The 16,062-nt window shown below is 37.2% G+C and carries 14 protein-coding genes, 2 tRNA genes, 2 rRNA genes and 2 riboswitches; of the genes, 15 read left to right on the plus strand and 3 right to left on the minus strand.

The window, feature by feature from the left end:
* The 8 genes from BWGOE10_RS01320 to tsaD all read left to right on the plus strand — a co-directional run.
* Positions 1–113: ribosomal RNA gene (locus BWGOE10_RS01320) — 23S ribosomal RNA — on the plus strand; the annotation flags it as partial.
* Between the two features lie 49 nt (positions 114–162).
* Positions 163–278: ribosomal RNA gene (gene rrf, locus BWGOE10_RS01325) — 5S ribosomal RNA — on the plus strand.
* A gap of 12 nt (positions 279–290) precedes the next feature.
* A tRNA-Met gene (locus tag BWGOE10_RS01330) sits at positions 291–367 on the plus strand.
* 3 nt (positions 368–370) lie between these two features.
* Positions 371–446: transfer RNA gene (locus tag BWGOE10_RS01335), tRNA-Asp, on the plus strand.
* 174 nt (positions 447–620) lie between these two features.
* Complete coding sequence (gene tsaE / locus BWGOE10_RS01340) at positions 621–1,094, plus strand: tRNA (adenosine(37)-N6)-threonylcarbamoyltransferase complex ATPase subunit type 1 TsaE (protein WP_070140617.1); 474 nt, start codon at positions 621–623, stop codon at positions 1,092–1,094.
* The gene (gene tsaB / locus BWGOE10_RS01345; RefSeq protein ID WP_070140618.1) at positions 1,075–1,767 is read left to right on the plus strand and encodes a tRNA (adenosine(37)-N6)-threonylcarbamoyltransferase complex dimerization subunit type 1 TsaB; all 693 of its coding nucleotides are present in this window, start codon (positions 1,075–1,077) and stop codon (positions 1,765–1,767) included. The genes tsaE and tsaB overlap by 20 nt, the downstream gene beginning before the upstream one ends.
* A gap of 13 nt (positions 1,768–1,780) precedes the next feature.
* Positions 1,781–2,224, plus strand: a complete 444-nt coding sequence (gene rimI, locus BWGOE10_RS01350) for a ribosomal protein S18-alanine N-acetyltransferase (protein WP_070140619.1) — start codon at positions 1,781–1,783, stop codon at positions 2,222–2,224.
* On the plus strand, positions 2,224–3,240 hold the full coding sequence (gene tsaD, locus BWGOE10_RS01355; protein WP_070140620.1) for a tRNA (adenosine(37)-N6)-threonylcarbamoyltransferase complex transferase subunit TsaD: 1,017 nt from the start codon (positions 2,224–2,226) through the stop codon (positions 3,238–3,240). Before rimI ends, tsaD begins: the two co-directional genes overlap by 1 nt.
* Before the next feature lie 413 nt (positions 3,241–3,653).
* Here tsaD and BWGOE10_RS01360 read toward each other — a convergent pair whose 3' ends face one another.
* On the minus strand, positions 3,654–5,579 hold the full coding sequence (locus tag BWGOE10_RS01360) for an ABC-F family ATP-binding cassette domain-containing protein (RefSeq protein WP_098786478.1): 1,926 nt from the start codon (positions 5,577–5,579) through the stop codon (positions 3,654–3,656).
* 187 nt (positions 5,580–5,766) lie between these two features.
* Here BWGOE10_RS01360 and BWGOE10_RS01365 point away from each other — a divergent pair, with 187 nt between their 5' ends.
* Positions 5,767–6,396, plus strand: coding sequence for a redox-sensing transcriptional repressor Rex (locus BWGOE10_RS01365; protein ID WP_000372704.1), 630 nt, complete (start codon positions 5,767–5,769; stop codon positions 6,394–6,396).
* Between the two features lie 29 nt (positions 6,397–6,425).
* On the opposite strand, the gene BWGOE10_RS01370 is transcribed toward BWGOE10_RS01365, so the two are convergent.
* The gene (locus BWGOE10_RS01370) at positions 6,426–6,617 is read right to left on the minus strand and encodes a YdiK family protein (RefSeq protein WP_001246201.1); all 192 of its coding nucleotides are present in this window, start codon (positions 6,615–6,617) and stop codon (positions 6,426–6,428) included.
* On the minus strand, positions 6,614–7,363 hold the full coding sequence (locus BWGOE10_RS01375; protein WP_070140622.1) for a CPBP family intramembrane glutamic endopeptidase: 750 nt from the start codon (positions 7,361–7,363) through the stop codon (positions 6,614–6,616). The genes BWGOE10_RS01370 and BWGOE10_RS01375 overlap by 4 nt, the downstream gene beginning before the upstream one ends.
* Before the next feature lie 402 nt (positions 7,364–7,765).
* Between BWGOE10_RS01375 and groES the strand changes: the two genes are divergently transcribed.
* From groES to BWGOE10_RS01405, 6 genes are all read left to right on the plus strand, one after another.
* Positions 7,766–8,050 carry a co-chaperone GroES gene (gene groES, locus BWGOE10_RS01380; RefSeq protein WP_060748958.1) on the plus strand — a complete coding sequence of 95 codons (285 nt, stop codon included), beginning with the start codon at positions 7,766–7,768 and terminating at the stop codon, positions 8,048–8,050.
* 37 nt (positions 8,051–8,087) lie between these two features.
* Complete coding sequence (groL, locus tag BWGOE10_RS01385) at positions 8,088–9,722, plus strand: chaperonin GroEL (RefSeq protein WP_070140623.1); 1,635 nt, start codon at positions 8,088–8,090, stop codon at positions 9,720–9,722.
* A gap of 139 nt (positions 9,723–9,861) precedes the next feature.
* Positions 9,862–9,963, plus strand: a riboswitch (purine riboswitch).
* 164 nt (positions 9,964–10,127) lie between these two features.
* Positions 10,128–11,666 (plus strand): glutamine-hydrolyzing GMP synthase, encoded by a 1,539-nt coding sequence (gene guaA / locus BWGOE10_RS01390; protein WP_122974556.1) that lies wholly within the window; start codon positions 10,128–10,130, stop codon positions 11,664–11,666.
* 156 nt (positions 11,667–11,822) lie between these two features.
* A riboswitch (purine riboswitch) is annotated at positions 11,823–11,924 on the plus strand.
* Between the two features lie 128 nt (positions 11,925–12,052).
* Positions 12,053–13,378, plus strand: a complete 1,326-nt coding sequence (locus BWGOE10_RS01395; RefSeq protein WP_002091603.1) for an NCS2 family permease — start codon at positions 12,053–12,055, stop codon at positions 13,376–13,378.
* A gap of 144 nt (positions 13,379–13,522) precedes the next feature.
* A complete protein-coding gene (locus BWGOE10_RS01400; protein ID WP_070140624.1) occupies positions 13,523–14,224 on the plus strand; it encodes a response regulator transcription factor in 702 nt (233 codons plus the stop codon).
* Positions 14,208–15,713 (plus strand): sensor histidine kinase, encoded by a 1,506-nt coding sequence (locus BWGOE10_RS01405; protein WP_070140625.1) that lies wholly within the window; start codon positions 14,208–14,210, stop codon positions 15,711–15,713. The genes BWGOE10_RS01400 and BWGOE10_RS01405 overlap by 17 nt, the downstream gene beginning before the upstream one ends.
* Positions 15,714–16,062: the final 349 nt, after the last annotated feature.

The raw sequence follows: 16,062 nt of genomic DNA on the forward strand, positions 1-16,062 counted from the left end.
CCCATAGCGTAAGCTAGTAAGATCCCTGAAAGATGATCAGGTTGATAGGTTCGAGGTGGAAGCATGGTGACATGTGGAGCTGACGAATACTAATAGATCGAGGACTTAACCATATAATATGAAGCAATGTTATCTAGTTTTGAAGGAATATGCCTTCAATAGTTTGGTGACGATGGCAGAGAGGTCACACCCGTTCCCATACCGAACACGGAAGTTAAGCTCTCTAGCGCCGATGGTAGTTGGGACCTTGTCCCTGTGAGAGTAGGACGTCGCCAAGCTATTTATATCATCGCGGGGTGGAGCAGTACGGTAGCTCGTCGGGCTCATAACCCGAAGGTCGCAGGTTCAAATCCTGTCCCCGCAACCAAATGGTCCCGTGGTGTAGTGGTTAACATGCCTGCCTGTCACGCAGGAGATCGCCGGTTCGACCCCGGTCGGGACCGCCATTTTATATAAAGAAAAGAACGAAACAAGTTGTTTCGTATTTTTTTATTTGTTTTAACAAAAAACTAATAAAGACAGTCAAACTATCCTTAGGAAAACTCCTAAGGACTTTTTTATATATTTAAAACCTGTATAATAAAGAGCAGAGAACATTGTGAGTAAAGTAGGTGAAGTCTGTGAGTAAATATGAAATAACAACAAAATCTTCCGAAGAAACCCAGCGATTATCAGAAAAATTAGGGGGACTTGTAAAGGCGAAAGATGTAATTATTTTAGAAGGTGATCTTGGAGCTGGCAAGACGACTTTTACAAAAGGACTAGCAAAAGGTCTTGGAGTGAAAAGAGTCGTAAATAGTCCTACCTTCAATATTATTAAAGAATATAAAGGAAGATTACCGCTATATCATATGGATGTATATCGTTTAGCGGAAAGTGAAGAAGATTTAGGATTTGATGAGTATTTCTATGGTGAAGGGATTACAGTAGTAGAATGGGCTCATTTAATAGAAGCATATTTACCGAATGAGAAGTTACAAATTAGTTTATTCCATGCGGGAGATGATACACGAAAAATTGTACTCGAGCCAATTGGAGATCGCTATATTAGATTATGTGAGGAGCTATTACAAGATGAAAGTACTAGCAATTGATACTTCAAATTACGTAATGGGTGTATCCCTTATTGAGGAAGGGAACGTGATTGGGGAAATCATTACAAATTTAACAAAAAACCATTCTGTACGTCTTATGCCAGCTGTAGAGAAACTGTTAAAAGAATGCGGTGTAAAACCGAAAGAATTGACTAAAATTATTGTAGCAGCTGGACCAGGATCATATACAGGTGTTCGTATAGGTGTGACAGCTGCAAAAACATTAGCTTGGTCACTTCAAATACCAATTGTAGGTGTATCAAGTTTAGAAGTGGTAGCTGCAAATGGTGCTAATTTTAATGGACTAATTTGTCCTTTATTTGATGGCCGACGTGGTCAAATTTACACGGGGTTATATACATATGAAGGAGAGCATATAACTTCAATAGAAGAAGACCGAATTATTCTTATTGTTGACTGGTTGCAAATGTTAAAAGATAAAGAACAGCCTGTTTTATTTATTGGTAACGATGTTAAATTGCATAAAGAAACAATTGTAGAATATTTAGGTGATCAAGCTGTATTTGCTCCGTTCACTAAGAATAACCCAAGACCAAGTGAATTAGCATTTTTAGGATTACAAAAAGAAGAACAAGACGTGCATACGTTTGTTCCTAGCTATCTTCGTTTAGCTGAAGCTGAAACAAAATGGTTAGAAAGTCAAAAACAATAGGGGCCTACAGAAGATGGATATGATATTTAGAAAGATGGCACTCGATGATATTGCTCAAATTGTAGCTATTGAAGAAGCATCTTTTTCAACCCCTTGGACTGCAGATGCCTTTCACCGTGAATTAGAGGTGAATGAACATGCACATTATGTCGTGCTAGAAAAAGATGGTCTCGTAATTGGATATTGTGGATTGTGGATAATTCTTGATGAATCACATGTAACAAATATAGCTATCCTGCCAGAATACAGAGGCCAAAAGCTAGGGGATGCCTTATTGAAAGAAGTCATTTCCGAAGCGAAAGGGTTAGGAGTAAAAACAATGACACTTGAAGTACGCGTGTCAAATGAAGTAGCAAAGCAATTATACAGAAAATACGGATTTCAAAATGGTGGGATTCGTAAACGATACTATGCAGACAATCAGGAAGATGGTCTTGTAATGTGGGTGAATATATAATGGAAAAAAATACGATTATACTTGGTATTGAAACAAGCTGTGATGAAACAGCTGTAGCAGTTGTTAAAAATGGAACGGAAATCATTGCGAATATCGTTGCATCACAAATTGAAAGTCATAAGCGTTTTGGCGGAGTTGTACCAGAGATTGCATCCCGTCATCATGTAGAAGAAATCACAGTTGTGTTAGAAGAAGCTTTAAAAGAAGCGAATATCACTTTTGATGATATTGATGCAATTGCTGTAACAGAAGGCCCAGGTTTAGTTGGAGCACTTTTAATAGGTGTAAATGCAGCGAAAGCTGTGGCTTTTGCTCATGATATCCCTCTAGTTGGTGTTCATCATATTGCGGGTCATATTTATGCGAACCGTTTAGTAAAAGAAGTACAATTCCCGTTACTATCGCTTGTTGTATCCGGTGGGCATACGGAGCTTGTTTATATGAAAGAACATGGTTCATTTGAAGTGATTGGCGAAACGCGAGATGATGCGGCAGGAGAAGCTTACGATAAAGTAGCTCGTACATTATCAATGCCTTATCCAGGTGGTCCTCATATTGATCGCCTTGCGCATGAAGGAAAACCAACAATTGATTTGCCTCGTGCTTGGCTAGAACCTGATTCGTATGATTTTAGCTTTAGTGGATTGAAATCAGCAGTTATCAACACTGTGCATAACGCAAAACAACGCGGTATAGAAATTGCACCAGAAGATTTAGCAGCAAGTTTCCAAGAAAGTGTAATAGATGTACTTGTAACGAAAGCGTCTCGTGCAGCAGATGCTTATAATGTAAAACAAGTGCTTCTTGCTGGTGGAGTAGCTGCTAATAAAGGGCTTCGTGCACGTTTAGAAGCAGAATTTGCACAAAAAGAAAATATAGAGCTAATTATTCCTCCTCTATCTTTATGCACAGATAATGCAGCGATGATTGCAGCTGCAGGTACAATTGCATACGAACAAGGAAAACGCGCTACATTAGCTTTAAATGCAAATCCAGGATTAGATATTGAAGCATAGTTATACACAAAATTAACCACAGCTTGTGGATAAAACCCAAATTATCTGTTGATAATATGGGTTTTTTTGTGTGCATGAAATGTGTATAACTTTTTATTTAGTTGTGGATAATGTGGAAAAGTTATTTAGAAGTTTATATTATAAAGGTGGATATGTGTATAACCTTGTGGATAACGTAGGTGAAGTCTGACCTTTGAAGAAATTCTTTTTTGGGAAATAAAAATAAGGAGATGTCCAAAAAAACATTTTGAAACATCCTCCTCTTATTATATAAGGTGCTACTATTGTCAATCCTTGTCGAATTGTTTATATAATTTCATTTACTATGGTACTGATTCAAAAAAAGAAAATAAAAAGGAGGTCATCTCGTCAAAAAGCCTGACTTATGAGACATCCTCCTCTTTTAAATTCTCTTATATATGCAGTTCTTCCCATTCTGCCATACAAGCTTCAAGCTGTTCTTGCAGTGTTTGTTTTTTAGTTGTAATTTCACTAGCCTTTTCATAATCTGCATATATTTCTGGTAAGCAAAGCTGATCTTCTAATGTAGCAATTTCTTCTTCTAAGCCTACGATATTTTGTTCCAGTTCTTCAATTTTTCGAGTACGTTGACGCTCTAACTGTTTACGTTCTTTTTCTCCGAGATAATTTAATTTTTCTTGTGCCACCACTTTTTGAACAGGTACTTCATCTTCTTGTTGTTCAAATTCAGCACGTTCAATCATTTCATTTTTCTTTTCAACGTAATAATTGTAATCACCTAAATATTCTTGTGCACCTTCTGTTGATAACTCAACAACCGTTGTCGTTACGCGATTAATAAAGTAGCGGTCATGAGAGACGAATAGAAGAGTACCTGGATAATCAATTAGAGCATTCTCCAAAATCTCTTTACTATTTAAATCAAGATGGTTTGTTGGCTCATCGAGAATTAATAAATTGGATTTTTGCATCATAAGTTTTGCAAGAGCTAGTCGAGCCTTTTGTCCACCACTAAGAGAAGATACTGGTTTTAGTACATCATCCCCTGTGAATAAAAAGTTGCCTAGTATAGTGCGAATTTCTTTTTCAGGTTGCAGGGGATATTCATCCCATAGTTCATTTAAAACTCGTTTCGAAGATGTTAAGTTGGCTTGTTCTTGATCATAATAACCAACAGATACATTTGATCCGAAAGCAACGTCTCCATGTAATAGCTGTAACTTATTCACAATGGATTTTAATAATGTAGATTTTCCAATTCCGTTCGGCCCAACTAAGGCAACACTGTCACCACGAGTTAAGCGCATATTTACATGTTCAATAATCGGTTCCTGTTCATAGCCAATAGTTACATCTTTTACTTGTAAAACATCATTTCCACTTTGTTTTTCAATATCGAAGTGGAAGGAAGCTGATTTAGAATCGCCTAATGGTCTAGTTAATACGTCCATTCTGTCTAATTGTTTACGGCGACTTTGAGCACGTTTTGTCGTAGATGCGCGAGCTATATTTTTTTGCACAAAGTCTTCCAGTTTAGCGATTTCATCTTGTTGTTTTTCATAACGCTTCATCTCTTGCTCGTATAGAGCTGATTTTAAGTCTAAATATTTACTGTAGTTACCAACAAATCGTCGGCTTTCCTTATTAGAAATTTCGTATACTTGTGTAACGAGTTTATCTAAGAAATAACGATCATGGGAAACGATTACAATCGCGCCAGGATAGCCTTGTAAATATTGTTCAAGCCATGTTAGTGTCTCAATGTCCAAATGGTTTGTAGGTTCGTCTAAAATAAGTAAGTCTGGTCTAGTTAATAATAATTTCCCAAGAGCTAATCGAGTCTTTTGTCCACCACTTAATGTAGAAATTGTCGTCTGATGCGTTTCAACCGGGAAGCCAAGACCACTTAAAATCGAGCGTATATCCGCTTCGTACTGATAGCCGCCTTGATCTTTATAATCTAATTGTAATTGGTCATAATCAGCTAATAATTTCTCGTATATAGCCGCATTTGAAAAGTTTTCTTCTTTTCCCATCTCTTGCTCTAGCCTTCGAAGTTTTGTCTCCATCTGCTGCAAGTGTGTAAAGACGGTTAACATTTCATCCCAAATTGTTAAAGACGTTTCTAATCCGGTATTTTGAGCTAAATACCCCATTGAGACATCTTTCGGTTTTATAATTTCACCACCATCATGAGATAACTCGCCAGCTATTATTTTTAATAATGTAGATTTTCCGGCTCCATTTCGTCCGACTAATGCGATACGATCTTTTGTTTGTACTTCCAATTTTATGTTTGCAAGAATCGTTTCTGCACCGTATAATTTCGAAAGCCCATTCACTTGTAATAATATCAATGTTTTCACCTCAAATAATTTCTTAACTTTGCCATGTTTATATTTCTCAATCATACTAAAAATAGTGTATAGTTTAAAATAAAGAGAGAATACTTCTTCTCTTTATTATACAAGGAAATTCACGAGTGCTAAACTTTTGTATTTGATTCAAGTATACGAATAAAGATAGGAAGAGAGGAGAGGTTATATGGATCAGCAAAAAATTCCACAGGCCACTGCCAAACGATTGCCTCTATACTATCGATTTATCCAAAACTTATCTCTTTCTGGTAAGCAACGTGTTTCATCAGCCGAATTGAGTGAAGCGGTAAAGGTTGATTCCGCAACTATTCGAAGAGATTTTTCATATTTTGGAGCGTTAGGAAAAAAAGGATATGGATATAACGTAAATTATTTATTATCATTTTTCCGTGAAACACTCGACCAAGATGATATAACACGTGTGGCACTTATTGGAGTAGGTAATTTAGGGACCGCTTTCTTACATTATAATTTCACGAAGAACAATAATACAAAAATTGAAATGGCGTTTGATGTTAGTGAAGAGAAAGTTGGAACAGAAATCGGAGGAATTCCTGTATATCATTTGGATGAATTAGAAGAACGTTTATCAACTGATATACAAGTGGCAATATTAACGGTACCCGCTACAGTAGCGCAATCTGTGGCAGATAGATTGGCAGAAACGAACGTGCATGGTATTTTAAATTTCACACCAGCACGCTTAAATGTGTCAGAGAATATAAGAATTCATCACATTGATTTAGCTGTAGAGTTACAAACGCTTGTTTACTTTTTGAAGAATTATCCACAATAAAACGCAGAGGAGATGACCTCTGCGTTTTATTATTGTTTTTTCTTTGTGAATTTAACTAAGATAAGGCGTAGTGCCAAATTAAAATCAATTGTTGCCATAACTGCAAATAGTATTGTCCACATATTCCAGATTGTATCTGTTACGTTCGTAATGGCGAAGCGTGTAAAGATACATCCAAGAAGAAAGTACAATGCAGCCATGAACAATGGTGAGTTTCTCATACTAAAAATCCTCCGATAAAGCCTTGCATTTTTTCAGCTTCTTTAATCATTTCTTGAATTTGCTCATTACTTACTACAACTTGAGCGACTGCAACTAATGTATTCATTGCAACATGAGCTGCAATAGGAACGATAATTCGTTTTGTTTTTACGTATAAAAAGGCGAATACGAGCCCCATTGAAGTGTATACCAATAAGTGAGTAAAATCAAAATGAATCGCTGCGAATACAAGTGAACTAATAATAGCGGCAATAAAGAAGTTAAACTTCTTATAAAGTGTACCGAATAAAATTTTTCTAAATACGATTTCTTCCAAAATAGGTCCTATTATAGATATGACGATAAGGAACCAAGGTGTCGTTCTTGCGATGTCCATAAGTCTTGCTGTATTTTCAGATCCTGGTGTAATCCCTAATAAACGCATTTCGATCATACCGGCAATGCTTTGTGAGAACAGTGCTAAGAAGAAACCGATAAAAATCCACCCAATTGTAGCTGGAACAGTAGAGCGTGTTTTATCTAAATGCCTGTCACGAATATCTGTTCTGAGTAACCAAAGTACAACGCATAATGCAATGAAAAAGCTAATGATAGCCCAATGACCAGTTATGAGCTGAATTTTTTCCTCTCTAGTAAATCCCCTATTATCGTATAGTCCAGTTTTCAGGAGAAGCGGTAACCCGGCAATGCCTGATAACTGCATTAAAATGTATGTAACGATAATCCACCAATATTGTTTTTTCAAATGGTTTAACCATCCTTTCTAACGCTAGTGTATGAGATAAGGTAGGATAACATGTAAATATGCTACCTACGATATAAACTTTCATTTGAATTATATTTTTTTTGTAAATAAGTATTTGAAAATAAAATAGGAGACAGGAAAAAGTTGTACGTTTAGCGAAAACAACTTAGGGTGTCTTTCATATTGTAACATACAAGAAGTGGGAACAACGATTCATATAGTAAAGGCAGTAGAAGAAGTAATGCTATATAGGAAAGTGCATAAAGTAATTTGCGAAAAAATTATGATTTTTTTACTTGCAAAAGAAATTGAGATTATTTATTATTAGAAGTGTGTTAGCACTCGTGTGACTTGAGTGCTAATAAATAAAATTTACATAACAAAATGAGGAGGTTATTGTTCATGCTAAAGCCATTAGGTGATCGCGTTGTAATTGAACTTGTTCAAGCAGAAGAAAAAACAGCAAGTGGTATTGTATTACCAGAAACTGCAAAAGAAAAACCACAAGAGGGTAAAGTTATTGCGGTAGGTACAGGCCGAGTGCTTGAAAATGGTGAGCGTGTTGCTTTAGAGGTAGCAGCAGGTGATCTTATCATCTTCTCAAAATATGCAGGTACTGAAGTGAAATACGAAGGTACAGACTACTTGATTTTACGTGAAAGTGACATTTTAGCGGTTATCGGTTAATTATATACATTTTAAAAATCCAAGGGGGTCAATTATTATGGCAAAAGATATTAAATTTAGTGAAGAAGCACGTCGTTCGATGCTTCGCGGTGTCGACACTCTTGCAAACGCAGTAAAAGTAACGCTTGGACCAAAAGGTCGTAACGTTGTACTTGAGAAAAAATTCGGTTCACCACTTATTACAAATGACGGTGTAACAATCGCAAAAGAAATCGAATTAGAAGATGCATTCGAAAACATGGGTGCGAAATTAGTAGCAGAAGTTGCTAGCAAAACAAACGATGTTGCTGGTGATGGAACGACAACTGCAACTGTATTGGCGCAAGCTATGATTCGTGAAGGTCTTAAAAACGTAACAGCTGGTGCAAACCCAATGGGTCTTCGTAAAGGTATCGAAAAAGCTGTTACTGCTGCAATTGAAGAATTAAAAGTGATTTCTAAACCAATCGAAGGTAAATCTTCTATCGCACAAGTAGCTGCTATTTCTTCGGCTGACGAAGAAGTAGGTCAATTAATCGCTGAAGCAATGGAGCGCGTTGGTAACGACGGCGTTATTACTTTAGAAGAATCTAAAGGATTCACAACAGAATTAGACGTAGTAGAAGGTATGCAATTTGATCGTGGATATGCATCTCCTTACATGATTACTGATTCTGACAAAATGGAAGCAGTTCTTGATAACCCATATATCTTAATTACTGATAAGAAGATTTCTAACATTCAAGAAATCTTACCAGTATTAGAGCAAGTGGTACAACAAGGTAAACCACTTCTTATCATTGCTGAAGATGTAGAAGGCGAAGCTTTAGCTACATTAGTAGTGAACAAACTTCGTGGTACATTCAATGTAGTAGCTGTTAAAGCTCCTGGATTTGGTGACCGTCGTAAAGCAATGCTAGAAGATATCGCAATCTTAACTGGTGGCGAAGTAATCACTGAAGAATTAGGACGTGACTTAAAATCTGCTACAGTTGAATCTTTAGGACGCGCTGGTAAAATCGTTGTAACGAAAGAAAACACAACTGTAGTTGAAGGTATTGGAAACACACAACAAATCGAAGCTCGCATCGGTCAAATCCGCGCGCAATTAGAAGAAACTACTTCTGAATTCGATCGTGAAAAATTACAAGAGCGCCTTGCTAAACTAGCAGGCGGTGTAGCAGTAATTAAAGTAGGTGCAGCAACTGAAACTGAGTTAAAAGAGCGCAAACTTCGCATTGAAGATGCACTTAACTCAACTCGTGCAGCAGTAGAAGAAGGTATCGTTGCAGGTGGTGGTACTTCACTTATGAACGTATACACGAAAGTAGCTTCTATCGTAGCTGAAGGCGACGAAGCAACAGGTATCAACATCGTACTTCGTGCACTAGAAGAGCCAGTTCGTCAAATTGCAATCAACGCTGGTCTAGAAGGATCTGTAGTTGTAGAGCGTCTAAAAGGCGAAAAAGTAGGCGTTGGTTTCAACGCAGCTACTGGCGAATGGGTTAACATGCTTGAGTCTGGTATCGTAGACCCAGCTAAAGTAACTCGTTCTGCACTTCAAAATGCAGCATCTGTTGCAGCTATGTTCTTAACAACTGAAGCTGTAGTTGCTGACAAGCCAGAACCAAATGCACCAGCAATGCCTGACATGGGCGGCATGGGCATGGGTGGTATGGGCGGAATGATGTAATTCCGTTCGCTCGAAAAACATCCACTTCTATATAGAAGTGGATGTTTTTTTGTGTTTTTGAGAGCAGGAAAATAATTTCTGTAGAATTTTGTCGCTTTCTCTCTTGACCATACTGATACTTCATTGTTAGAATCTAGGAAGATAATATAAAACGATCCTTCATATATCCTCAATGATATGGTTTGAGAGTCTCTACCGGGTTACCGTAAACAACCTGACTATGAAGGCAGTGTGTCTTATATTTATAAAGAGCGGAGACTATCTTTCTTTATAAAGCCAGACCCCTGCCTTTTCTTTGTTATGAGACTAGAGGCGGAGGACTGGCTTTTTTTATTATATTGGTAATGCTTTTCGCCAAATTGGTGAAAATATTTATATACGAGAACTAACGTTGGGGTGATTATTTTGAAAAAGCAACACGATACAATTATCGTTTTAGATTTTGGGAGTCAGTACAATCAGTTAATAGCACGTCGAATTCGTGAGTTCGGTGTATACAGTGAACTTCATCCGCATACAATTACTGCAGAAGAAATTAAAGCAATGAATCCAAAAGGGATTATTTTCTCTGGTGGACCAAATAGTGTATACGGTGAAGGTGCATTACATTGTGATGAAAAAATCTTTGAACTAGGATTACCGATTTTCGGTATTTGTTACGGTATGCAGCTTATGACGCAACACTTCGGTGGTAAAGTAGAACGTGCAAACCACCGTGAGTACGGAAAAGCTGTTCTTAAAGTAGAGAACGAATCAAAATTATATGCGAATCTTCCAGAAGAGCAAGTTGTGTGGATGAGCCATGGTGACTTAGTAACTGGCTTACCTGAAGGGTTCGTAGTAGATGCAACAAGTGAGTCTTGTCCAATTGCTGGTATGAGCAATGAAGCGGAAAACTTATACGGTGTACAATTCCACCCAGAAGTACGTCACTCTGAGCACGGTAACGATTTAATTAAAAACTTCGTATTCGGCGTATGTGGTTGTTCTGAAGGATGGAACATGGAGAACTTTATCGAAGTAGAATTAGAGAAAATCCGTGAAACTGTTGGAGACAAAAAAGTATTATGCGCACTTAGTGGCGGTGTAGACTCTTCTGTTGTAGCGGTATTAATTCATAAGGCGATTGGTGACCAATTAACATGTATTTTCGTGGACCACGGTTTACTTCGTAAAGATGAAGCAGAAGGTGTTATGAAAACATTTAGCGAAGGCTTCCATATGAATGTTATTAAAGTGGATGCACAAGAGCGCTTCATGAACAAGTTAAAAGGTGTAGAAGATCCAGAACAAAAACGTAAAATCATCGGTAATGAATTCATTTACGTATTTGATGATGAAGCTTCTAAATTACAAGGTATGGACTTCTTAGCACAAGGTACACTTTACACAGACATCGTTGAAAGTGGTACAGCAACTGCACAAACAATTAAATCTCACCATAACGTTGGTGGACTTCCTGAAGACATGCAGTTCAAATTAATTGAGCCTTTAAACACTTTATTTAAAGATGAAGTACGTGTATTAGGATCAGAATTAGGAATTCCTGATGAGATCGTATGGCGTCAACCGTTCCCAGGTCCAGGACTTGGTATTCGTGTATTAGGTGAAATCACAGAAGAGAAATTAGAAATCGTTCGTGAATCTGATGCGATTTTACGTGAAGAAATTATAAAAGCAGGATTAGACCGTGAAGTTTGGCAATACTTCACTGCGCTTCCTGGTATGCGTAGTGTAGGTGTTATGGGTGACGAGCGTACTTACGATTACACAGTAGGTATTCGTGCAGTAACATCTATCGACGGTATGACAGCTGACTGGGCACGTATCCCTTGGGATGTATTAGAGAAAATCTCTGTACGTATCGTAAACGAAGTAAAACACGTTAACCGTATCGTGTATGATATAACGAGTAAGCCACCAGCAACTATTGAGTGGGAATAGTATTATAATAAAAAAGATCCATCTATCGTTTATGTATAGATGGATCTTTTTGTTTTTTGCCCTTAATACGAACGAAAATATAATAGTTTGTAAAAATGTTCGTTTTTAAATTGACAAAAGCCCCTTTTCAAGTTAATATGAGTATGTAATTCAAACGAAAAGTGAATATTATGCCGTCGTATAATATCGGGGATATGGCCCGAAAGTTTCTACCTAGCTACCGTAAATGGCTTGACTACGAGGCGTTTGTATAAAGATGAGGGGAAACTTGTCTTTATTTATAGAACGCTTCCATGTATATGCAATGGGAGCCTTTTTTATTTTTATAGATAAAAGAGGGCTAGGGAGAATTACGGCGAGTAATCATATAACGGGGGAAACGTAAGATGAAACGCTATTTTCAGTTTGATGAACTCGGCACAAATTATAAAACAGAGTTCATAGCAGGTTTAACGACATTTCTATCTATGGCTTACGTACTATTTGTCAATCCTGCTACGCTGTCACTTGGGAATGTTAAAGGATTACCGGCAGGTACAGGGATGGATCCAGGTGCAGTATTCGTTGCTACAGCATTAGCAGCGGCGATTGGTTCGTTAATTATGGGGATATTTGCGAAGTATCCGATTGCTTTAGCGCCAGGTATGGGAATAAACGCGTTCTTTGCTTATACAGCGGTGTTAACGATGGGAATTCCGTGGCAAACAGCGATTGCTGGAACATTAATGTCAGGTATTATCTTTATTATTCTTACTGCTTCAGGTATTCGTGAAAAAATCATTAATGCAATTCCAGTAGAGTTAAAGTTTGCAGTAGCGGCGGGTATCGGATTATTCATTGCCTTCCTTGGATTCCAAAATGCCGGAATTATCGTGAAAAATGATGCTGTCCTTGTTGGATTGGGGGATTTAACGAAGGGCACAACGTTATTAGCAATTTTCGGAGTTGTTACTACAATCATCTTCATGATTAAGAAAATAAATGGTGCAGTTTTCTACGGTATGATTCTTACAGCGATTTTAGGGGTGGCAACAGGATTAATTGATACTCCGAAAGCTGTAGTGGGAGCAATACCGAGTCTAGAACCAACGTTCGGTGTGGCGTTAACTCACTTTGGAGATATTTTCACTGTTGAAATGGCGATTGTTATTATAACGTTCTTCTTTATCGATTTCTTTGATACAGCAGGTACTCTTGTAGCGGTTGCGAATCAAGCGGGATTAATGAAGAACAATAAATTACCACGTGCAGGAAAAGCATTATTTGCAGATGCGATTGCAACTGTAATTGGTGCAATTCTAGGTACATCTACTACAACGTCTTACATTGAATCGTCTGCAGGGGTAGCAGCAGGAGGACGTTCTGGATTTACAGCAGTTGTAACAGCGGGATTCTTCTTGCTGGCACTATTCTTCTCACCACTCTTAAGTGTTGTGACACCAGCTGTAACGGCACCAGCATTAATTATTGTAGGAATCTTGATGGTTTCATCTTTAGGAGAAATTGATTGGAAGAAATTCGAGATTGCAGTACCAGCGTTCTTTACAATCATCTCTATGCCACTTACGTATAGTATAGCAACAGGAATTGCAATCGGGTTTATCTTCTATCCAATTACAATGGTTGTGAGCGGCCGTCGTAAAGAGATTCATCCAATTATGTATGTTATGGGAGTTTTATTCGTACTATATTTCATCTACGTTCGTAAATAAAGGGGTTTTTTGAAAGGTCTAGACTTAAGGGGAGTCTAGACCTTTTTTGCGTCTTCAGAAAATCTTAAGGATTTCCGAGCGTTTTTCTTCAGAAGTTTTCTTATAATAGAAGTTAGGGATTAAAAAAGTGATGGGGGAGATATTATGGCCGGGGAAACAATACTTGTCGTAGATGATGAAAAAGAAATTAGGAACCTTATTACAATTTATTTAAAGAACGAAGGATATAAAGTACTGCAAGCAGGGGACGGAGAAGAAGGGTTACGTATATTAGAAGAAAATGAAGTGCACTTAGTTGTATTAGATATTATGATGCCAAAAGTAGATGGTATTCATATGTGTATGAAAGTAAGGGAAGCGAAGGAAATGCCGATTATTATGCTTTCGGCAAAAACGCAAGATATGGATAAAATTTTAGGATTAACAACAGGTGCAGATGATTACGTAACGAAACCGTTTAATCCGTTAGAGTTAATCGCAAGAATTAAATCGCAGCTACGTCGTTATATGAAAATGAATGGCTTCGCTATTCAAAATGAGGACGAGTTAGAAATTGGGGATATGGCAATAAACATTTCAACTCATAAAGTCATTGTAGAGGGAGAAGAAGTGAAGTTAACTCCAAGGGAATTTTCAATTTTAGAATTGCTAGCTCGTAATCCAGGTATGGTCTTTAGCGCTGAGCAAATTTATGAAAAAGTTTGGAACGAAAGATCTTTCCAGTCTGATAACACTGTAATGGTACATATTCGAAAAGTACGTGAAAAGATTGAGGAGAATCCAAGGAAGCCGAGATATATAAAAACAGTATGGGGAGTGGGGTATAAGATTGAAAAAGATACTTAATCCATTTACTTATGTTAGGAAAGCTAGAACATTAGTGGAGAAATTAGTGAAGAGTGTGCGAAAGAGCATACGAATTCAATTGATTACTACTTTTGCTGCTTGTGCATTATTAGGAGTTTTATCATCGAAAGCAGCAGCGCCATTTTTTGAGAATGCGAATCGTGAAGCGACTATCGATTATCGGGCAGGTATGGAGCAAATTAACCAACAAGCTCAAAGTGCTGCAAATAGCTCGGTTCATGAAAATAAATTAGAAGCTATATCAAATATGATCGAAATGGAGAACCAAATTTTAGAACAAGGATCTAGAGCTTTAAAAATATTGGTTACTGACGAAAGTGGTAAAGTTTTATATAAAACGAAGCAAGCACAAGAAGAGCAAATAGATTTGCATAATACGATTCGTAATGCAGCATCATTTGCGATTAATTATGTAAATGGTAGAAATGAATTTGAAAGTACGAGAAAAGAATTTATAGCTTTTGCACCTATCACCATTGAAGGAAAGAATTTGTACATGTTTGTTAGTGGGATTCCGGAGGGAGAAGTAATATATGATACACAAGAAGGACCGTTTCCGTTTCTAATAGGTGTACTCGTATTCATTTTCACTTTCTTCTATATAACGAAGAGAAAGATGAAGCAGATAGAAGCGATGGCAGAAGGTGTGAAAGAAATAGAAAAAGGAAACTTGTCTTATCGTATTGAAAAGAAAGGTGAAGATGAGATCGCTGCTTTAACTGAGAATATTAACAATATGGCAGAAGAGCTCATGTATAACATTGAGAAGGAGCGTAAACTTGAGAAACAAAAAAATGAACTTATTACAAATGTATCTCATGATTTGCGTACACCACTTACTTCTATTATGGGGTACTTACGATTACTTAGAGACTCTAAATATGAAAATAAAGAACAACATGATGAGTATACGAGAATTGCTTTTGCAAAATCGGAGCAGTTAAGGAATTTAATAGAAGATTTATTTGATTATACGAAGTTGACGAACGAACAAGTTGTATTAGAAAAACAAGAAGTATGTGTAAATGAGTTGCTTGATCAATTAATAGAAGAGTTAGTACCGCAGGCAGAAGAGCACGGGCTTTCATTTGTTAAGAAATTTCCTGAGGAACGTGCGCATGCAATGATTGACTCGGAAAAGATGGTCCGTGTATTCGATAACTTACTAATGAATGCGATTAAGTATAGTAAAGATGATGGAGAGATAAAAGTTTCTCTGCAAAGACAGCGTAGGGATATACAAATTGTTATTGCAAATCATAGTGAAGAGTTTATGAGAGAAGAGTTAGGGAACTTGTTTGAACGGTTTTATAAGAAAGATCAATCTAGAAGTAGAGTAAAAGAAGGTTCGGGGCTCGGATTAGCTATTGCGAAAAGTATTGTTGAGTTGCAAGGTGGTAGTATTCGAGCTGAGTATGAGGACGGGATCGTTCAGTTCATCGTTTCATTACCAATTATAGAAAAATAATAAATGAATAGAATGTTATAGGGTAAAAAGGCTTATTTTAAAAGGAATAAGTCTTTTTATATTTTTTTAGAAAAACATATTGACGATTAGAGTTTAGAGGTGTAATATAGGACAAGTCGCCGATAGCAACAACGCAGAAAGCGACAAAAGAAATAAAAAAACTTGGTTGACATTGAAATATGAAAATGTTAACATAAGGGAGTCGCGAATGAGCGGCAAACAAGTTCTTTGAAAACTGAACGAAACAAACAACGTGAACGTCAATTTTTATTTTTAGATGCTAGACAAACTAACTTTATTGGAGAGTTTGATCCTGGCTCAGGATGAACGCTGGCGGCGTGCCTAATAC

This window comes from Bacillus mycoides (genome assembly GCF_001757995.1).
GTDB classification, from domain to species: Bacteria; Bacillota; Bacilli; order Bacillales; family Bacillaceae_G; genus Bacillus_A; species Bacillus_A mycoides_B.